Source organism: Rivihabitans pingtungensis (assembly GCF_003201855.1).
In the GTDB taxonomy this organism is placed as follows: domain Bacteria; phylum Pseudomonadota; class Gammaproteobacteria; order Burkholderiales; family Aquaspirillaceae; genus Rivihabitans; species Rivihabitans pingtungensis.
The window spans coordinates 184,676-203,432 of the sequence record NZ_QJKI01000003.1 but is presented as its reverse complement, the minus strand read 5'-3'; the positions used below and the strand labels follow the sequence as shown (position 1 = coordinate 203,432).

General features: G+C 65.0%; 15 protein-coding genes. 3 read left to right on the top strand and 12 right to left on the bottom strand.

Features of this window, described 5'->3' with window-relative positions:
- Positions 1–90: 90 nt before the first annotated feature.
- From obgE to rplU, 3 genes are all read right to left on the bottom strand, one after another.
- Positions 91–1,227, bottom strand: a complete 1,137-nt coding sequence (obgE, locus tag DFR34_RS04070) for a GTPase ObgE (RefSeq protein WP_110389876.1) — start codon at positions 1,225–1,227, stop codon at positions 91–93.
- Positions 1,228–1,394: 167 nt separating this feature from the next.
- Positions 1,395–1,673, bottom strand: a complete 279-nt coding sequence (gene rpmA, locus DFR34_RS04065) for a 50S ribosomal protein L27 (RefSeq protein ID WP_110389875.1) — start codon at positions 1,671–1,673, stop codon at positions 1,395–1,397.
- Positions 1,674–1,688: 15 nt separating this feature from the next.
- Positions 1,689–2,000, bottom strand: coding sequence for a 50S ribosomal protein L21 (gene rplU / locus DFR34_RS04060; RefSeq protein ID WP_110389874.1), 312 nt, complete (start codon positions 1,998–2,000; stop codon positions 1,689–1,691).
- A 272-nt stretch (positions 2,001–2,272) separates the two neighbouring features.
- On the opposite strand from rplU, the gene DFR34_RS04055 reads away from it, so the two are divergent.
- The gene (locus DFR34_RS04055; RefSeq protein ID WP_110389873.1) at positions 2,273–4,333 is read left to right on the top strand and encodes a molybdopterin-dependent oxidoreductase; all 2,061 of its coding nucleotides are present in this window, start codon (positions 2,273–2,275) and stop codon (positions 4,331–4,333) included.
- 472 nt (positions 4,334–4,805) lie between these two features.
- Positions 4,806–6,059, top strand: coding sequence for an MFS transporter (locus DFR34_RS04045; RefSeq protein ID WP_110389872.1), 1,254 nt, complete (start codon positions 4,806–4,808; stop codon positions 6,057–6,059).
- A gap of 43 nt (positions 6,060–6,102) precedes the next feature.
- Here DFR34_RS04045 and DFR34_RS04040 read toward each other — a convergent pair whose 3' ends face one another.
- The 7 genes from DFR34_RS04040 to DFR34_RS04010 form a co-directional block, all read right to left on the bottom strand.
- Positions 6,103–7,002 (bottom strand): alpha/beta hydrolase, encoded by a 900-nt coding sequence (locus DFR34_RS04040; RefSeq protein ID WP_110389871.1) that lies wholly within the window; start codon positions 7,000–7,002, stop codon positions 6,103–6,105.
- 3 nt (positions 7,003–7,005) lie between these two features.
- On the bottom strand, positions 7,006–7,380 hold the full coding sequence (locus DFR34_RS04035) for a RidA family protein (protein WP_110389870.1): 375 nt from the start codon (positions 7,378–7,380) through the stop codon (positions 7,006–7,008).
- A gap of 228 nt (positions 7,381–7,608) precedes the next feature.
- A complete protein-coding gene (locus DFR34_RS04030; protein ID WP_110389869.1) occupies positions 7,609–8,004 on the bottom strand; it encodes a VOC family protein in 396 nt (131 codons plus the stop codon).
- Positions 8,005–8,198: 194 nt separating this feature from the next.
- Entirely contained in the window at positions 8,199–9,551 is a 1,353-nt protein-coding gene (locus tag DFR34_RS04025; RefSeq protein ID WP_110389868.1) for a TolC family outer membrane protein, read from the bottom strand.
- A gap of 54 nt (positions 9,552–9,605) precedes the next feature.
- Positions 9,606–12,665, bottom strand: coding sequence for an efflux RND transporter permease subunit (locus DFR34_RS04020; protein ID WP_110389867.1), 3,060 nt, complete (start codon positions 12,663–12,665; stop codon positions 9,606–9,608).
- The gene (locus DFR34_RS04015) at positions 12,662–13,756 is read right to left on the bottom strand and encodes an efflux RND transporter periplasmic adaptor subunit (protein ID WP_110389866.1); all 1,095 of its coding nucleotides are present in this window, start codon (positions 13,754–13,756) and stop codon (positions 12,662–12,664) included. Before DFR34_RS04015 ends, DFR34_RS04020 begins: the two co-directional genes overlap by 4 nt.
- Before the next feature lie 255 nt (positions 13,757–14,011).
- Entirely contained in the window at positions 14,012–14,656 is a 645-nt protein-coding gene (locus DFR34_RS04010) for a TetR/AcrR family transcriptional regulator (RefSeq protein WP_110389865.1), read from the bottom strand.
- Between the two features lie 159 nt (positions 14,657–14,815).
- Here DFR34_RS04010 and argB point away from each other — a divergent pair, with 159 nt between their 5' ends.
- On the top strand, positions 14,816–15,700 hold the full coding sequence (gene argB, locus DFR34_RS04005; RefSeq protein WP_110389864.1) for an acetylglutamate kinase: 885 nt from the start codon (positions 14,816–14,818) through the stop codon (positions 15,698–15,700).
- A gap of 64 nt (positions 15,701–15,764) precedes the next feature.
- Here argB and DFR34_RS04000 read toward each other — a convergent pair whose 3' ends face one another.
- Both DFR34_RS04000 and lpdA read right to left on the bottom strand, forming a co-directional pair.
- On the bottom strand, positions 15,765–16,649 hold the full coding sequence (locus DFR34_RS04000; protein ID WP_146215044.1) for a hypothetical protein: 885 nt from the start codon (positions 16,647–16,649) through the stop codon (positions 15,765–15,767).
- 295 nt (positions 16,650–16,944) lie between these two features.
- On the bottom strand, positions 16,945–18,714 hold the full coding sequence (gene lpdA / locus DFR34_RS03990) for a dihydrolipoyl dehydrogenase (RefSeq protein WP_110389861.1): 1,770 nt from the start codon (positions 18,712–18,714) through the stop codon (positions 16,945–16,947).
- Between the last annotated feature and the right edge of the window lie 43 nt (positions 18,715–18,757).

Here is an 18,757-nt window from a genome sequence, read left to right as displayed (position 1 = left end):
GCTGGGCGCTCTCGGGTGCGACATCGGCGCAAGATAGTTACGCCGACAGGGGATTAGCGTCAAAAGCAGGGCCGGCGTGAGCGCGCCGGCTCAGTCGGCCTGGGGCTGGCTCGGGGCGATCAGTTCGCCCGGACGGGCGGCGGCTGCGGCGGCCAGGCGGTCTTGCTCGGCGCGCTGGCGGAGGGTGTCCAGATAGTCCATCACCGCGTAGGTCAGCTCGCGCGTGCCTTCGCCGGTCAGCGCCGAAATCACAAAGTGGCGCGGCGCCATCGGGTCGAAGTCGGCGTAGGGGTCGGGGTTTTCCTGCCAGCCGTAGTCGGCAAGGAACTGTTGCACGCGGGCGGCGCGTTCGTCGTCGTCCACCATGTCCAGCTTGTTCAGCACCAGCCAGCGCGGTTTGTTGTACAGCGATTCGTCGTATTTGCGCAGCTCTTCGACAATCGCGCGCGCCTCGGCCACCGGGTCGGTGTCCGGGTCAAACGGGGCCAGGTCCACAATGTGCAGCAGCAGGCCGGTGCGCTGCAAATGCTTGAGAAAGCGATGGCCCAGGCCAGCGCCATCCGCCGCGCCTTCGATCAGGCCGGGGATGTCGGCAATCACAAAGCTGCGGTTTTCGTCGATGCGCACCACGCCCAGATTGGGGTGCAGGGTGGTGAACGGGTAATCCGCCACCTTGGGTCGCGCGGCGGACACCGAGCGGATAAAGGTGGATTTGCCGGCGTTGGGCATGCCCAACAGGCCAATATCGGCCAGCACCTTGAGCTCCAGCTTCAGCTCGCGCTGCTCGCCCGGCTCGCCGTGGGTGAACTGGCGCGGCGCGCGGTTGACCGAGCTTTTAAAGTGAATATTGCCCAGCCCGCCCTTGCCGCCACGGGCGATGATGACTTCCATGCCGTCGGTGGTCAGGTCGGCCACCACTTCGCCGGTCAGCGAATCGGTAATCAGCGTGCCCACCGGCATGCGCAGGATAATGTCGTCCGCGCCCTTGCCATAGCAGTCGGCGCCCCGGCCGTTTTCGCCGTTGCGGGCGATGTATTTTTTCACAAAGCGGTAGTCCACCAGGGTGTTGATGTCTTTGTCCGCCACGGCAATCACATTGCCGCCGCGCCCGCCGTCACCGCCATCCGGGCCGCCGCGCGGGACGAATTTTTCCCGGCGCATGCTGGCCGAGCCATTGCCGCCCTTGCCGCCGCACACTTCGATGCGCGCTTCGTCGATGAATTTCATGTCACTCTCCTTGAACGCAGCCAAGTCTGGCCGCGCTGTGCGCGGGGCAACGGTGAGCCATCAGCCGCCGCGCCGGGCAGGGGCTCATGGTTCACGGCTGCGCCGCAAACAACAAAAAGAGCCCTATCGTGGGATAGGGCTCTGATGACGCTAAAACTGCGTGTAAATTACGCGGCTTCGGCTTCGCCAGTGTACGGCAGCACAGTCACGGTCTTGCGCTTGGCGGCGCCTTTGACCTCAAACTTGACATAGCCGTCAACCTTGGCGAACAGGGTGTGATCCTTGCCCATGCCAACGTTGTCGCCAGCGTGGAAGCGAGTGCCACGTTGACGGATGATGATGCTGCCAGCGGGAATCAGTTCGCCGCCATAAGCCTTGGTGCCCAGGCGCTTGGACTCAGAGTCACGACCGTTGCGCGAGCTACCGCCTGCCTTTTTATGTGCCATGAGAGTTCTCCCGGATTACTTCGAAATCGCGTCGATGCGAATTTCGGTGTAGTTCTGACGATGGCCCTGGTGCTTTTGGTAGTGCTTACGACGACGCATCTTGAAGATGCGGATCTTTTCGCCACGACCATGCGACACAACGGTCGCAGTCACGGTTACGCCGGCCACCAGCGGGGTGCCCACTGCAACCTGATCGCCATCAGCAACCATCAGTACCTGATCCAGGACGATTTGGCTGTCGATGTCTGCTGGTATCTGTTCTACTTTAAGTTTTTCGCCGATGGTCACGCGATACTGCTTGCCACCGGTTTTTACGACCGCATACATTCGTTAAGCTCCTAAAAATACGTTTCCTCGCGAGCCTTTCGCGGGAAGCGAGTGACTATACGCAAGTTGCTGGGCGGCGGCAAGATTTTTTGCGCGCAACCCGCTCGATTGGCAAGGCGCAGGATTTTTTGCCTGGGCCACTGCATGGCGTCGCAGCGGCAAATCTCCACAGACCCTCCCACGCCAAGCTTATGCCCCACCTGCCTTTGCCATTCGGTTTCCGGCAGGCACAATGACGGGCTCACTCAACTGTCTGTCCGCTCGCGCCCGCCATGCCTCCGATCCAGCGTCCTTCCGTTTGTCCCCATGATTGCCCCAGTGTCTGCGCCCTGTCTGTAGAGGTGGGCGACGATGGTCGCATTGGCCGCGTGCGCGGCGCGGCGCAGCCTTACACCGATGGGGTGATCTGCGCCAAGGTGGCGCGCTACGCCGAGCGTGTGCACCACCCCGAGCGGCTGACGCAACCCTTGTTGCGGGTGGGCAACAAGGGCAGCGACCAGTTCACCCCGATCAGCTGGGACGCTGCGCTGGATCTGTTGGCCGAGCGCATCGTCAGCGCCACCGCCCGCCACGGCGCGCAAAGCATCTGGCCCTACCACTACGCCGGCACCATGGGCGTGGTGCAGCGCGCCGCCATCCGCCGGCTGGGCCATCTGGCCGGCTGGTCGCGCCAACGAGAAACCTTCTGCGTGGCCCTGTCCGACGCCGGCTGGCTGGCCGGTGTGGGCGCCAAGCGCGGATTGGACCCGCGCGAGGTGATGGAGTCCGAGCTGATTGTGGTCTGGGGTGGCAACCCGGTGCACACCCAGGTGAATTTCATGCACTGGCTGCAAAAAGCCCGGCGCGGGCGCGATGTACCGCTGGTGGTGGTGGACCCCTACCGCACCGCCACTGCCGCCAAGGCCGACCTGCATCTGGCACTGCGCCCCGGCACCGATGGCGCGCTGGCCTGTGCGGTGATGCATGTGCTGCTGGCCGAAGGCCTGGCCGATCGGGATTACCTGGCCAAACACACCGATTTTTCCCCCGAGGTGGAAGCGCATCTGGCCCGCCGCACGCCAGCCTGGGCGGCCGAGATCACCGGCTTGTCGGTCGAGCAGATTGTGCAGTTTGCCCGGCTGTATGGCGGCGCGCGGCGCAGCTTTTTGCGTGTGGGTTATGGGTTTTCCCGCCAGCGCAATGGCGCGGCGGCCATGCACGCGGTCAGCTGTTTGCCGGCGGTCACCGGCGCCTGGCAATGGCCGGGCGGCGGCGCGCTGTACAGCAACAGCGGCCTGTACGGGCTGAACACCCGCACGCTGTACGGCCTGGACGCCGTCACCCCGGACACCCGCGTGCTGGACATGGGCCGGTTGGGCGCGGTGTTGGCCGGCGAGCGGCGCGATCTGGGCGATGGCCCGCCGGTCAGCGTGCTGCTGGTGCAAAACACCAACCCGGCAGTGGTGGCGCCGGACAGCCTGGCGGTGCGGCGCGGCCTGCTGCGTGACGACCTGTTTGTCTGCGTGCACGAACAGTTCATGACCGACACTGCGCGCCTGGCCGATCTGGTGCTGCCGGCCACCACCTTTCTGGAGCACGACGACCTGTATCAGGCCTCTGGCCACACCTTTTTGCAGGCGGCGCGCGCGCTGATTGCGCCGCTGGGCGAATGCCGCGCCAACCATGATTTCATCAGCCAGCTGGCCGCGCGGCTGGGGGTGTCGCATCCGGCTTTTCAGCAAGACGCCTGGGCGCTGGTGGACCAGGTGTTGCGCGAGAGCGGCCAGCCCGACGCCGACAGTCTGTACGCCGCCGGCTGGCATGACTGCACGCCAGGCTTTGCCCGTGCGCATTTTCTGGAAGGCTTTGGCCATGCCGACGGGCGCTTTCGCTTTGCCCCGGATTGGGCGGCGCGTGGTGAAGGCCACGCCAGCATGCCGCGCTACCCCGACCATCAGGCGGTGATCGACGCCGCCAGCGCCGAGCGGCCGTTCCGGCTGGTGGCTGCGCCGGCGCGGCACTTCTTGAACTCCAGCTTTACCGAAACCCCCAGCTCACGCCAGTTGGAAGGCCGCCCGACCGCGCAACTGCACCCCGACGCCGCTGCGCGTCTGGGCATTGCCGACGGCGAGCTGATCCGCCTGGGTAACGCCCAGGCCAGCGTGCTGCTGTACGCCCGCACCGTTGCCGGCGTGCAACCCGACACCGTGGTGGTGGAAAGCCAGTGGCCAAACGACGCGTTTATCGAAGGGGTGGGCATCAATGCGCTGGTCAGCGCCGAGCCGGGCTTTCCGGCGGCGGGGGTGGCGTATCACGATACGGCGGTGTGGGTGCAACGGGTGGCGGGCGAATGAAAGCCGTTCAAAAACCCCGTCTGGCGTGCTGGTGCGCATCCTGCCTGTATTTGCGCCGCTGCGGCTGAATGCCTCCACGCGTGGCTTGCTGGAGCGAGTATTGCCCAGTGCGGTGTTTCTGAATTTCCTGCTGTATATCGTCTGGACCGAGTGGCAGGCGGCGCCGTGGCCAGCGGCCCTTGGGCTGACCCTGCGCTGTTCACCCGCAGCGGGCTGATTGGCGCCTCCGCCTTGGGCTCGGTGGGGTATTTCGCCTGTGGCCTGGTGTGGCGCTAGCGCAAGCGCGCCAGGATTGCCCGGGGGCGTTCAGTCAACTCGGCATGGCGATCCTGGGCAAACGCACCGCCACGCACCTCGTCTATCAGGCGGTGGTGCCACACGACCAAGCGCATTTTTCTTGGTGTTACAACCGCCATGCGCAGTGAGCTGGCTGCTATGCTAACGCCTTGCTGACAACCGCCCTGTTCCCCCCATGACCGCTGCCGCTCCCCGCCCCTGGCCCGCGCCGATTCGCGCGCTGGGCCATGCGCATTTTCGCCGTTATTTCGCTGGTCAGGCGGTGTCCATCCTCGGTTCGTGGATTCAGCAGGTGGCGATGGCCTGGCTGGTGTATCGGCTCACCGGCTCGGCGGCCTTGCTGGGGGTGACTGCGTTTGCCGCGCTGATTCCGCAGTTGCTGGTGGGGCCGTTTGCCGGGGCGTGGGTGGACAAGCACGACAAGCGCCGCGCGCTGTTGTGGGTGCAGGCCTTGCTCACCGTGCAGGCGCTGGCGCTGGCGGCGTTGACCTGGCTGGGCTGGGTCAGCCCGTGGCTGCTGGTGGCGATGTCTGGCCTGCTGGGCGTGCTCAATAGCTTTGACACGCCATTGCGACAATCGCTGATTGGCAGTTTTGTTGGCCGGCGTGAAGATTTACCCAATGCGCTGGCGCTGAACGCCATGCTGTTCAATAGCGGCCGCTTTATCGGCCCGCCGATTGCCGGCGCGCTGCTGGCGGCCTTGTCCGAAGCGGCGTGCTTTGCGCTGAACGCGCTGACTTTTCTGGCGCTGATCATCGCCGTGGCCAGCATCCGCATGCCGGCGCCGCCCAAGGCGCAGGGCTCGATGGGCGATGTGTTTCGTGAAGGGGTCAGCTACGCCTGGCACACCTGGCTGGTGCGGCTGCTGATCTTTACCCTGATTGCGCTCAACCTCACCGCCTCGGCCTACGTTGTGCTGCTGCCGGTGTTTGCCCGCGATGTGTTTGCCGGCGATGCGCGCACGCTGGGCTGGCTGTGGGGCGCAGCGGGCTGCGGGGCGTTTGTGTCCACGCTGTATCTGGCCACCCGCCAATCCATGCCCGGCCTGGTGCGCAGCATCATCTTCGGCGCGGCGCTCAGCGCGCTGGCGCTGTTGGTGTTTGGGCTCACCGCCTGGCTGCCGCTGGCGCTGGCGGCGATGGCGGCGCTGGGCTTTGGCATTTCGGTGAGCAATGTCGGCATCAATATGCTGCTGCAATCCACCGCCCCCGACCGGCTGCGCGGCCGGGTGGTGTCGTTTTTCACCTCGGCGCGCTTTGGCTTTGACGCCCTGGGTGGCTTGCTGGCCGGCCTGCTGGCCACTGTGCTGGGCGCTGGGTGGACGCTGGCGCTGGAAGGCGTGCTGCTGCTGGGCTTTGTGCTGTTCTTGCTCAGCCGCCGCCGGGCTTTGCGCCAGGCGATTGACCGGCACGATCCGACGGCGCATTGAATAAAGATGGTAAGGGGCCGCGTACCCTGCCCCTAGAGGGTGTTCAGCGGCTGATGTCGCGCAAAAACGCCTCCACCTGCCGGGTATAGGCATTATCCAAACCCAACTGGGCGTTGATCTCCTGGTGTGACAAATCCTGCGGCAGCACCTGCGCGCGGGCGCCCAAGGCGTGGGCGGCGTCAGCGTAGGCGTGCGCCTGGGCGCAGGCGTCGGCGCGGCGGCTGGAGCACACCAGCAGAATCGGCGGGGTGGCAGCGGTTTGCTGGTGCAGCGGCGACAGCGCGCGCCAGTCGGCCGGCTGCGCGCCAAAGGCGTCGTCGTAAAAGCGCGGATGCGGGTGCTGCATGATGGCTGGCACGTCCAGCGCGGCGCTGTCCAAGGCCACTGCGCCGCGCCAGGCTTGCGCGCCGGCTTGGTGGGCCAGGCTGGCGTCGGCATTGAGCAGGGCAATCAGATGCGCGCCGGCAGAGTGGCCCATCAGCACCAGGCGGGCAGGGTCGCCGCCCCAGCGCGGCGCCTGATGCTGGGCAAAGGCCAGCGCGCGCGCCAGCGATTGCGCCTGCTGGGGCGGCGTGGCGTGCGGCAGCAGCGGGTAGTTCACCGACAGCACAATCACGCCTTGCGGCGCCCAGCGCTGCACTTTGTGCAAAAACACCGCCGACGCGCCCTTGTCGCCCAGCCGCCAGGCGCCGCCATGCACCATCAACACTAGCGGCGCGTGCTGCGGCTGCGCTGGCAGATAGGCATCCAGCGTTTCGGCCGGGTCGTCGCCGTAGCGCAGCGCCGACAGCATGCGCACGCCGTCGGGCAAGCCAGCGGCGCGCGCCTCGGCCTGGCCGGCTTGCCAGCGCTCGCGCAAGCGCTCAGCCAATGGCCCGGCGGCGGCCGGCCATGCCGCCAGCAGCGCCAGCGTCAGCCATCCCCAGCGGGCCCGGCGCAACATGGCTTAAGCCAGGCGGGCGACGACTTCGATTTCTACCTTCACATCACGCGGCAAACGCGCCACTTGCACGGTGGAGCGGGCCGGGGTGTGGCTGCCAAAACGGGCGGCGTAGACGGCGTTCATCGCGGCAAAGTCGTTCATATCGGCCAGGAACACGGTGGTTTTCACCACCTTGTCAAAACCGCCGCCAGCGGCGGTCAGCACGGCGTGCAGATTGTCCAGCACCTGGGTGGTCTGCACGGTGACATCGCCTTCCACCAGCTCGCCAGCGGCGTTCAGCGGAATCTGGCCCGAGGTGAACAACCAGCCGTCCACCGCCACGGCTTGGGCGTAGGGGCCAATGGCTTGCGGGGCGTCGGGGGTTTGAATGATGTTCATGAAAGCTCCAGAAAAGTCAGCAAGAAACCAGTCAGCACAGCTGACCGCCAAACCGGCAGTATACGGCCAGCCGGGCGGGGAAGTTCGGGTTAAAAGCGGGGGTGGGCAGTGGAATGCTCTGTGGCTGGCGTGGATGCGTGGGGGCAGAGGTGATCTGGTCATTCGGTGCGGTGGGCGCGGAGACGGTCAGATCAGGTCGCAACTGCCTACCCCCATTCTTTCACCCGCTCACGCCGACGTCGGTGGGCTCACCGGCGTACACAGCTCCACCAGAAAGCCATTCAGGTCGCTGACGTAGGCGATGGTCTGCCCCCAGGGCATGTCCGTCGGCGCTTGCACCAGCTGCGCGCCAGCGGCTTGGGCGCGGGCGACAGCGGCGGGCACGTCGTCGGTGACCAGGGCGATTTCAAAGCTGGGGTGGTCGGCCTGCGGCGCGCGCGGCGACTTGCCCATGGCGTGCAGCAGCGCGTGCGAGCAAAACGCCAGCGCGGTGGCGCCGGTGTCCAGCTCGGCAAAGTCGCCGCTATCGTGCAGAAAGCGGGTGTTCAGGCCAAAGGCGGCTTGATAGAAAGCCAGGCTGGCCGGCACGTCGGGCACATACAGGATGGTGTAGCCGAATTGCATGGCGCACTCCGTCAACAGGTGGGGATGACGCAAGCGTCACCGGATTGGGGCCGTGAGAGTGGGAGGCGGTGGTTCCGCGCGTCGGGACTTGACGCGCGGGGAGCCGCTTAGCGTCGCTCACAACACCCAGCGCAGTGCGCCAACAAGTACGGCAAAGTCGGGCAACGACGCCAGGAGGGTTTTGTGGGCGGCGCTTATTGCTTGCCTGGCTTGGGCTTGGGCTGGGCGCTGGCCAGCGCCGTGCTCTGGCGCGCTTGCAGCAGCTGGTTGACGCCTTCCAGCACCTTGCGGTCCAGCTGGCCGACGGCGGCGGCCAGTTGCAGGCGGGCCATCAGGTATTGGTAGCGCGCTTGCGCCAGGTCGCGGCGGGATTCGTACACCTTGCGCTCGGCGTTGAGCAAGTCCACGCTGGTGCGCACGCCCACTTCCCGGCCCAGGCGGGTGGCGTCCAGCTGGCTTTTGCTGGAGGCCAGCACTTGCTCGCGGGCGGTGACTTGCGCCGCGCCGCTGGTCACGCCCAGATAGGCGGTGCGGGTGGCTTGTTCCACCTGGCGGCGGGCGTCTTCCAGATCCTGGCGGGCTTGTTCTTCCAGCGCGCGGGCTTCGCGCACCTTGGATTGCGCCAGGCCGCCGCTGAAAATCGGCAGGGTGATTTGCACGCCGACCGAGCCGCCGCGCGTGTCCACGCTGGCCAGCTGAGTGCTGGTGCGGTCGTTGTAGCCGGCCACCAGGCTGACGGTGGGCAGGTGGCCGCTGCGGCTGATGTCCACTTGTTTGCCGGCGACAATCAATTGCTTGCGGCGGATGGCCAGCGCATAGCTGCCGTCTTCGGCCTGGCGCACCCAGCTGTCGGCGCTGTCCGGGCTGGGCAGCTCCAGCGGCACTTTGGCTTTCAGCGGGTCCAGCCGGTTGGCGCTGACGCCGGTTTGCAGCGCCAGCTTGTTGCGTTTGACTTCCAGGTCGTTGAGCGCGGCCAGCTCGCTGGCCACGGCGGAGTCATAGCTGGCCTGGGCTTCGTAGGTGTCGGTGATGGTGGCGCTGCCGACATCAAACGATTTTTTGGCTTGCTCAAGTTGCTTGGCGTAGGCGTCTTTGGCGGCGCGGGTGAATTCCAGCGTGTCTTCGGCCAGCAGCACGTCAAAATACGCCTGCGCGGTGCGCAGGATCAGCTCTTGTTCGGCGTTTTTGAACTGATCATCGGCAATCAGCGTGGCCTGGCGGCCTTGTTCCAGCGCGGCAAAGCGCGACCAGTCAAACAGGGTTTGCGTCAGTTGCAGGCCGGCGCTGGCGCTGCGGTAGCGGCCGATGCCGGCCGGGCGTTCGGCCTTGTTGCGGGTGTAGTCGCCGCTGGCGTTCAGCTGCGGCAGCAAGGGCGCGCGGCCCTGGATGGTTTTTTCCTGGCCGGCTTCCCAGCTGGCGCGCGCCGAGGCGTAGGCGGCGTCGTGTTCGCGCGCCGCCTGCCAGACGTCGATCAGGTCCAGCGCCTGGGCGCCGGCGCTGGCGCCGGCCAGGGCGAGGGCCAGCGCGTGGTGTTTCCATGTCCACATGATGGATGTCTTTCCGAAGTGTGAGGGGCCCGGCGCGCGCCGGGCCGCGTCAGGTCAGGCTGGGCGTTTGACTTTAAACCAGGCCGCGTACAACGCCGGCAAGAATAGCAGCGTCAGCACGGTGGCGACCAGCAGCCCACCCATGATGGCCACCGCCATCGGCCCCCAGAATGTGCTGCGGGTCAGCGGGATCATCGCCAGAATCGCCGCTGCGGCCGTGAGCATGATCGGGCGGAAACGGCGCACGGTGGAGCCAACCACCGCCTCCCAGCGGTCGATGCCTTCGCGGATATCGTGTTCGATCTGGTCCACCAGAATCACCGAGTTGCGCATGATCATCCCGGCCAGGGCAATCACCCCGAGCATGGCGACAAAGCCAAACGGCGCGGCAAACAGAATCAGCGTCAGCGTCACCCCGATCATGCCCAGCGGCGCGGTCAGCAGCACCAGCAAGGTGCGCTGGAAGCTGTGCAGCTGGAACATCAGCAGCGAAATCACCACCACCAGCATCAAGGGTTGCACGGCGCCGATGGCGTCCTGCGATTTTTTGCTGGATTCCAGCGAGCCGCCCAGCTCGATGTGATAGCCCGGCGGCAGGGTTTTTTCCAGCGCTTGCATCTTGGGCCACAGGGCAATCGACACATCGGCCGCCTGCACGCCGTCGGCCACATCGGCGCGCACGGTCAGCGTGGGCAGGCGGTTGCGCCGCCAGACGATGCTTTCTTCGGGCTTGTATTCCACCCCCGCCAGCTGCGCCACCGGCACAAAGCGCCCGGACGCGGTCTGGATCATCAGATTGGGCAGCCGCTCCAGGCTGGCGCGCTCGTCGGCACCCAGCCGGGCCACCACTTCCAGCGTGCGATCGGCGTCGCGGTATTCGGTGACCACCGACCCGGACAGCAGCATTTGCAGCTGGCGCGCCAGCGACTGGCTGGACACGCCCAGCGCGCGGGCTTTGTCTTGATCCACCGTGACGCGCATCACCCGCAATTGCTCGCCCCAGTCGTTGTTCACCTGGCGGGTGGCCGGGTGTTCACGCAGCATGGCCTCCATGCGCTGGCCGATGGCGCGCAGCTGGCCAGGGTCGGGGCCCAGCAGGCGGAACTGCACCGGATAGCCCACCGGCGGGCCGTTTTCCAGGCGGATCACCCGGCCGCGCACCGCCGGAAAGCCCTGGTCGAACAGCTCGGCGATTTTGTGTTTCACCTCGTCGCGCACCTGCTCGTCGCGGGTCATGATCATCATCTGCGCGTAGTTCAGGTGCTGTTGCTGCTGGTCCAGCGGCAGGTAAAAGCGCGGCGAGCCGCCGCCGACATAGCTGGTGATGGAGACAATCCGTTCGTCGTTCTTCAGCAGGGTTTCCAGCCGTTTGACCTCGGTTTCGGTGGCCTGATAACTGGCGCTTTGCGGCAGCCAGAAATCCACCAACAACTCCACCCGGCTGGAGGCCGGGAAGAACTGCTGCTGCACAAACAGCTTGAAGCACACCAGCGACAGCACAAACGCGGTCAGCGTAGCGGTCAGCACGGTCTTGCGGTGGTCCAGGCACCATTCCACCAGCCGGCGAAAGCGCACATAAAACGGCTTGTCGTACACATCGCCATGCGCGCCGTGCTCGGTGTTGGGCTGGTGCTCAGGCAGCAGCCAGTGGCCGATGAACGGGGTGAACAGCACGGCGACAAACCAGGAAATCACCAGCGCCAGGCCGACCACGGCAAACAAGCTGAAGGTGTATTCGCCGGCATTGGACTTGGCAAAGCCCACCGGCAAAAACGTCGCGGCGGTGATCAGCGTGCCGGTCAGCATCGGAAACGCCGTGCTGGTGTAGGCGTAGGTGGCGGCGTTGAGCCGGTTCCAGCCTTGTTCCAGTTTCAGCGCCATCATTTCCACGGCGATGATGGCGTCGTCCACCAGCAAGCCCAGGGCGATGATCAGCGAGCCCAGCGAGATGCGTTGCAGCTCGATATTGAAAAAATACATGGCCAAGAAAGTGATGGCCAGCACCAGCGGAATCGACAGCGCCACCACGATGCCGGTGCGCATGCCCAGGCTGACAAAGCTCACCCCCAGCACGATGACCACCGCTTCCACCAGCGACTTCATGAACTCGTTGACCGAGCTTTTCACCACGCGCGGCTGGTCAGACACTGCGTCGATCATCACCCCCACCGGCAGCTCGCTGCGCACCTTGTCCATCAGCGCGTTCAGCGTGTCGCCCAGTTTGATCACGTCGCCGCCTTTTTTCATGCTGATGGCCAGGCCCAGCGCCGGCTTGCCGTCAAAGCGCATGGCAAAGCCCAGCGGCTCGGCGTAGCCGCGCCGCACCTCGGCCACGTCGCCCAGGCGGAAGGTGCGGCCATTGGCCGACAGCAAGGCATTGCGCAGCGCGTCCACGCTTTGCAAGGCGCCGGTCACCCGCACCGGCACATGATCGGTGGCGGTGTCGATGGCCCCGGCCGGCGTGATGGCGTTCTGGGCGGCCAACGCCTGCCACAGCTGCTGCACGTCCATGCCCAGGCTGGCCAGGCGGGCGGTGTCCAGCGTCAGGTAGAGTTTTTCGTCCTGCTCGCCCACCACTTCCACCTTGGCCACGTCCGGCAGGCGCAAGGCCTCGCGCTTGACGTATTCCACATAGCGGCGCAGGTCTTCGTAGCCCAGCCCGTCGCCGGTAAAGGCGTAGATATTGCCAAAAGTGTCGCCAAATTCGTCGTTGAAAAACGGCCCGCGAATGTCGCTGGGCAGTTGCTGGCGAATATCAGACAGCTTTTTGCGCACCTGATACCAGGCATTGGCCACATCTTTGGGGGCCACGCTTTCTTTCAGGTTGACGATCAGCACCGTCTCGCCCGGCTTGGTGTAGCTTTTGACGAAGTCCAGATCGGGGTGCTCCATCAGCTTTTTTTCCACCCGGTCGGTAACTTGCAGCTGCATATCGTCGGTGCTGGCCCCCGGCCACACCACGCGCACCAACATGGCCTTGAAGGTGAATTCCGGGTCTTCTTTCTGCCCCAGCTTGCCATACGCCCACACCCCGCCAATCAGCAGGATGATCATCAAATAGCGCACCAGCGAGGCGTGGCGAATCGCCCATTCCGAGAGATTGAGTCGTTTCATTTCGCCTGCGTCCCCACCGGCTGCGCCGGATCATGCGTGAGTCGGCGCACGGTCTGGCCGTCGCGCAGCAGGTGCACGCCAGCGGTGACCACTTCTTGCCCGGCGCGCACGCCGCTGGCAATCCAGGCGGTGTCGCTGCTGACCTTGGCCAGTTTGACTTCCACCCGCTTGACCTGCGGCGCCTTGCCGTCCAGCAGCCACAGATAATGGCGATTGTTTTCGTCCAGCACGGCGCTCAGCGGCACGCTCAGCGGCGCAGCGGCCTCGCCCTGCGGGTAGACGCGCGCGCTCATGCCCAGGCGCACGCTGTCGTCAGCGTCCTTGAGGGTGATGCGTGCGGTGTAGGTGCGGCTGACGCTGTCGGCGTCCGGCGCCAGCTCGCGCAGCACGCCCTGATACTGGCCAGGCAGTTGGCCCACTTGCACGACAAAGCCGCGCGCGGCGCGCACCTCGGCCAGTTGCGATTCGGCCACGGCAATCACCGCCTCGCGCTCGCCGGATTCCGCCACCCGCGCCACCAGCTGGCCGGCGCTGACCACCTGGCCAACTTCGGCGTCGATGCTGGTCACCACCCCGGCGCGCTCGGCGCTCAGCGTGGTGTAGCCCTGCTGATTTGCACCCAACTGGGCGGCGGCCAGCGCAGCCTGCTGATTGCCACGCGCGGCGGCCAGCGCCGCTTCGCGGCGGTCAAACTCGGCCTGGCTGATAAAGTGCTGGGCCAGCAGCTCGCGGTAGCGCTTGATGTCGGCTTCGTTCTGCTTCAGGTCGGCCTCGGCGGCGGCCAGCTTGGCGCGGCGGCTGGCCAGATCCAGGCTGGTGTCGTTGTCTTCCAGCCGCGCCAGCGCCTGGCCAGGCTTGACCGTGGCGCCGACGTCCACCAGCCGGGCCACCACCTTGCCGCCGACGCGAAACGCCAGTCGCGCCTCGTGGCGGGCGCGGATGTCGCCAGCGTGAAACGCGGCGGTCTGCCCGTTGCCCGCCGCTAAAGTGACGCTGCGCACCGGCCGTGGCGCTTCTGGCTGCGCCTCGGGTTTGCTGCACGCCGCCAGCGCGCCCACCAGACACAGCGCGGCAAAATGACGAATGGTCATGGTTGTGTTTCCTTCGTGTAGTCGATCAGGCGTTTCTGCGTCGCCTGCGTGTGCAATTCAGCCGCTCTTGCCGCTGCTGGCGCAGCAGCAATGTAATAATTGTTAACTTAATGGGTGAACAAAACCCGCCGGGCGGCAAGGCCGCACCCCGGCGGGGTGGCGAAAACCCAAACAGCGCAACGCTTAGCGCAGCACACAAAACCCGGCACAGCGGTCCTGGCTAGGCGCACGCCAGGAGAGTTTTGTCAGCCGCGCTTAGCGGGTTTTCAGGCCATTGATCAAGATATCCAGCACATTATCCAAGTGCGCCGGCATGTCAAACTTGGCCGATTCAAAATTATGAAACGAATGCTTCCACACCATGGCCAGCAGCAGCGGGGCGATGACAATCTCCACCGCATGATCCATGTTGAGGATGTGAAACTCGCCGCGCTCGACGCCTTCTTCCAGCACATGGCGCACCATATTGCGACAGCGCACAATCACTTCGGCGTGGTAAAAGCTGGCCAGCTCAGGAAAATTGGCCGCCTCGGCGATCATCAGCTTGGACAGGCCCGCCAGGCGGGTGTTGCCGATGGATTCCCACCAGCGGTAAATCACCTGGCGCAGCCGGGTTTCCGCGCTGGCTTCATCCTGGCCGGACAAGCCTTCCAGCTCGTCGAACTTGGTCAGCATGCCTTCGCGGATCACCGCCTTGAAGATTTCTTCCTTGTTTTCGTAGTACAGATACGGCGTGCCCTTGGTCACCCCCGCTTCGCGGGCGATGTCTTCCATCTTGGTGGCGCGAAAGCCTTTTTCCACAAACAGTTTCAGCGCGGCTTCCAGGATTTCGCCGGGGCGAACGTCCTTGCGGCGAGACCAGCGGGTGGCAGGGGCGGAAGCGGGCGGGGTGGCCGTCATCTGGGATACCATAACAAGCGAATGATCAGACTTACTCTATAGTAAGGCGATGCAGTCGGCAAGGTATAGGTAAATGTGAATTCAGATAAACCCGGCGCGGCGTTGCGTTTACAATACGGCTTTCCGACCCCGTCGTTATTTGTCTCACAGGAACCGACCATGACGCTGACCCCGCACTTGGCCCAGGACAAGGCCGCCATCCTCTCTGAAGCGCTGCCTTACATCCGCAAATTTGCCGGCAAGACCATCGTGATCAAGTACGGCGGCAACGCCATGACCGACGACGCCCTGAAAGAAGGCTTCGCCAAGGACGTGGTGCTGCTCAAGCTGGTGGGCCTGAACCCGGTCGTGGTGCACGGCGGCGGCCCGCAAATCAACCAGTTGCTGGCGCGCATCGGCAAGCAGGGCGAATTTGTCCAGGGCATGCGCGTGACCGACAGCGAAACCATGGACGTGGTGGAAATGGTGCTGGGCGGCCTGGTCAACAAAGAAATCGTCAGCCTGATCAACCAGCACGGCGGCAAGGCCGTGGGCGTGACCGGCAAGGACGGCAACTTTATCCGTGCGCGCAAGATGTTCCTCAAGGCCGACGATGGCGAAGAGTCCATCGACATCGGCCAGGTGGGCGAAATCGAATCCATCGACCCCAGCCTGATTGCGCTGATGGACACCCGCGACTTTATCCCGGTGATCGCCCCGATTGGCGTGGGCCATGACGGCTCGGCCTACAATATCAACGCCGACCTGGTGGCCGGCAAGCTGGCGGAAACCCTGGGCGCCGAAAAACTGATCCTGATGACCAACACCGAAGGCGTGCTGGACAAAAACGGCCAGCTGCTCACCGGCCTGACCGCCAGCCAGGTGGACGGCCTGTTCGCCGACGGCACCATCCACGGCGGCATGCTGCCCAAGATCAGCTCGGCGCTGGACGCCGCCAAGAATGGCGTGCAATCGGTGCACATCATCGACGGCCGGGTGAAACACGCCCTGCTGCTGGAAATCCTCACCGATGCCGGCGTGGGCACCATGATCCGGGCCAACTGAGCAATCCCTGCCGCCTCACGCAAAACGGCGAGCCATCTGGCTCGCCGTTTTGTTTGTGGCTTTGTCAGACCAGCAGAATGCCCACGCCGCGATGGTCAGAGCCGGTCTGGTTCGGATTGGGCAAGGTCGGCGTGGCGTTGGCTGCCGCCGTGGCGCCTGGCGCCTGGAACAATTGCGGGTAGCTGATCCAGTAGTCATAGCGGTTGCCGGCGGCAGTGGTGGCGCCGGGCGAGTAATACCAGGACGGATGATGGCCATTGGGCGGATACAACTGGCCCACGCCGCCAGGGCCGGCCACTGGCGAGTTGGCGTTGAAATCGCCGCCGCACAGGGTCAGCGCCACCGGTGCCTGGGCTTCCAGCAGGGCGCGCAGGCCGTTCATCACCAGCACGGCCTGTTCATTGCCCGGTGCACGGTTGTGCAGGAAACCGACGGTGTAGGCTGCGCCATTCAGGGTGAAGCTGACATAGACGATGTAGCGATAATCCGGCACGGCCTGAGCTGGAATACCCAGATTGGCGGTGTACACGCCTTGGCTGGCAATCTGGCGGTCTTGCCATTGCATGGCGTTGGGATTGTTGAACCACAGCAGACCGTAACGCTGGATCACGGCGTTGCCGTCCAACACGATGGCCACCACTTCATTGCTGTTTTGCAGCACCGTGCGCCCGCAGCGAATCACTGCCAGTTGGCGGCCGTGGGCGCCGGGCGCAATGCCCAGCGCCGCGCCAAAATCGTTCAGTGCCTGGCGGACATTGGCCGGATTGGCGGCGTCGGCCACCAGTACTTCGGTAAAGCCTGCCAGATGCACGGCATTGCCGCCGATGACATTGGCGCGATAGTTGGCCATTTCCTGGCGCAAGGCCTGGTGCTTGCCCTGGGCTGCACCGCCGGCTGGAAATTGCGTGTTGGCGTTGTAGGTCAGAAGGTTCATATGAAATGCGCGCATCGGTCGGGCTCCTCATGCTGGCTGGTGGTCAAAGGCAGCGCTGGATGTTGGGCGTGGCGGGCAACATCCTCTCCGTGTGCTTGTCCTGCCTTGCCAGCGGCGGCATGGCCAGGGCAGCTACGTTGGATATGGTCCACCGCGCCTGGCGGGGCCATCTTTTGCGCCTTCTCGACAAACGCATCACAAAGCGCGCTGTGAAGCATGATCGCTTCGCCGGGCACGGCTGCACGCCATGACAAAAGGGCAAGCCCTCATCAGGCTTGCCCTTTTGTTGTTTACGCGATGCCGCTGGCGTTTACTTCTTGCGTTGCGGCGGCAGGTCGGTGCAGCTGCCGTGGGCGACTTCAGCGGCCATGCCGATGCTTTCGCCCAGCGTCGGGTGAGCATGGATGGTTTTGCCGATGTCGGTGGCGTCGCAGCCCATTTCGATGGCCAGGCAGATTTCGCCCAGCATGTCGCCAGCGTGGGTGCCGACAATCGCGCCGCCGATCACCTGATGGGTTTCCGCATCAAAAATCAGCTTGGTGAAGCCTTCGTCGCGGCCGTTGGCGATGGCGCGGCCAGACGCTGCCCACGGGAACACGGCTTTTTCGATCTTGATGCCGTCGCGCTTGGCGATTTCTTCGGTGACGCCCACCCAGGCCACTTCCGGGTCGGTGTAGGCCACGCCCGGAATCACCCGCGCGTCGAAGTAGGACTTCTGGCCGGCGCAGTTTTCTGCCGCCACATGCGCCTCGTGCACCGCCTTGTGCGCCAGCATCGGCTGGCCGACGATGTCGCCGATGGCGTAGATGTGGGGGACGTTGGTGCGCTGCTGTTTGTCCACCTCGATAAAGCCACGGTCGGTCACCGCCACGCCAGCGTTTTCGGCGCCGATCAGCTTGCCGTTCGGCGCGCGGCCGGCGGCCACCAGCACCAGGTCGTAGCGCTGCGGTTCGGCCGGGGCCTTGGCGCCTTCAAAGGTGACGTAGATGCCGTCTTCCTTCGCTTCAACCGCCACGGTCTTGGTGCTGGTCATGATGTTGTCGAAGCGGTGCTCGTTCATCTTCTGCCACACCTTGACCAGGTCGCGGTCGGCGCCCTGCATCAGGCCGTCCAGCATTTCCACCACGTCCAGGCGTGCGCCCAGGGTGGAGTACACCGTGCCCATTTCCAGGCCGATGATGCCGCCGCCGATGATCAGCATTTTCTTCGGCACGGATTTCAGTTCCAGCGCACCAGTGGAATCGACAATGCGCGGGTCTTGCGGGATGAACGGCAGGTTCACCACGCGGCTGCCAGCGGCGATGATGGCATTCTTGAACTTGACCACTTGCTTGGCGCCGGTCTTGTCCTGGCCTTGGCCGTCGGTGGTTTCCACTTGCAGATGATGCGGATCGAGGAACTGGCCCACGCCGCGCACCACTTGCACTTTGCGCGCCTTGGCCATGCCAGCCAAGCCGCCAGTGAGCTTGCCGATGACTTTTTCTTTGTAGCCGCGCAGCATGTCGATGTCGATTTCCGGCTCGGCAAACTTGATGCCGTTGGCGGCCAGATGCTTGACTTCGTCGATCACCGCCGCGTTGTGCAGCAGCGCCTTGGACGGGATGCAGCCCACGTTCAGGCACACGCCACCCAGCGTGCTGTAACGCTCGACCAGCACCACTTTCAGGCCCAGGTCGGCGGCGCGGAAGGCGGCGGAATAGCCGCCAGGGCCGGCGCCCAGCACCAGCACATCGCATTCAATATCCGCCGCGCCGCTGTGGCTGGCGGCCACCGGAGCAGCCGCCGGGGCGGCGGCGGGTTTGGCTTCGGCGGCCGGGGCGGCAGCCGGCGCTGCTGCTGCGCTGGCTTCGATCAGGGCGATGACATCGCCTTCGCTGACCTTGCTGCCCACGGCGATTTTGACTTCCTTGACCACGCCGGCGGCGTCGGCCGGCACGTCCATGGTGGCTTTGTCGGTTTCCAGGGTGACCAGCGCATCGTCCTTGGCTACGCTGTCGCCCGCTTTGATGAATACCTCGATCACGTCCACATTGCTGTGGCCGCCGATATCGGGGACTTTCAGTTCAATCAGGGTGCTCATGAATTTTCCCAATCGCGTGGCCGGCCGGAACGCGTCCGGCCGG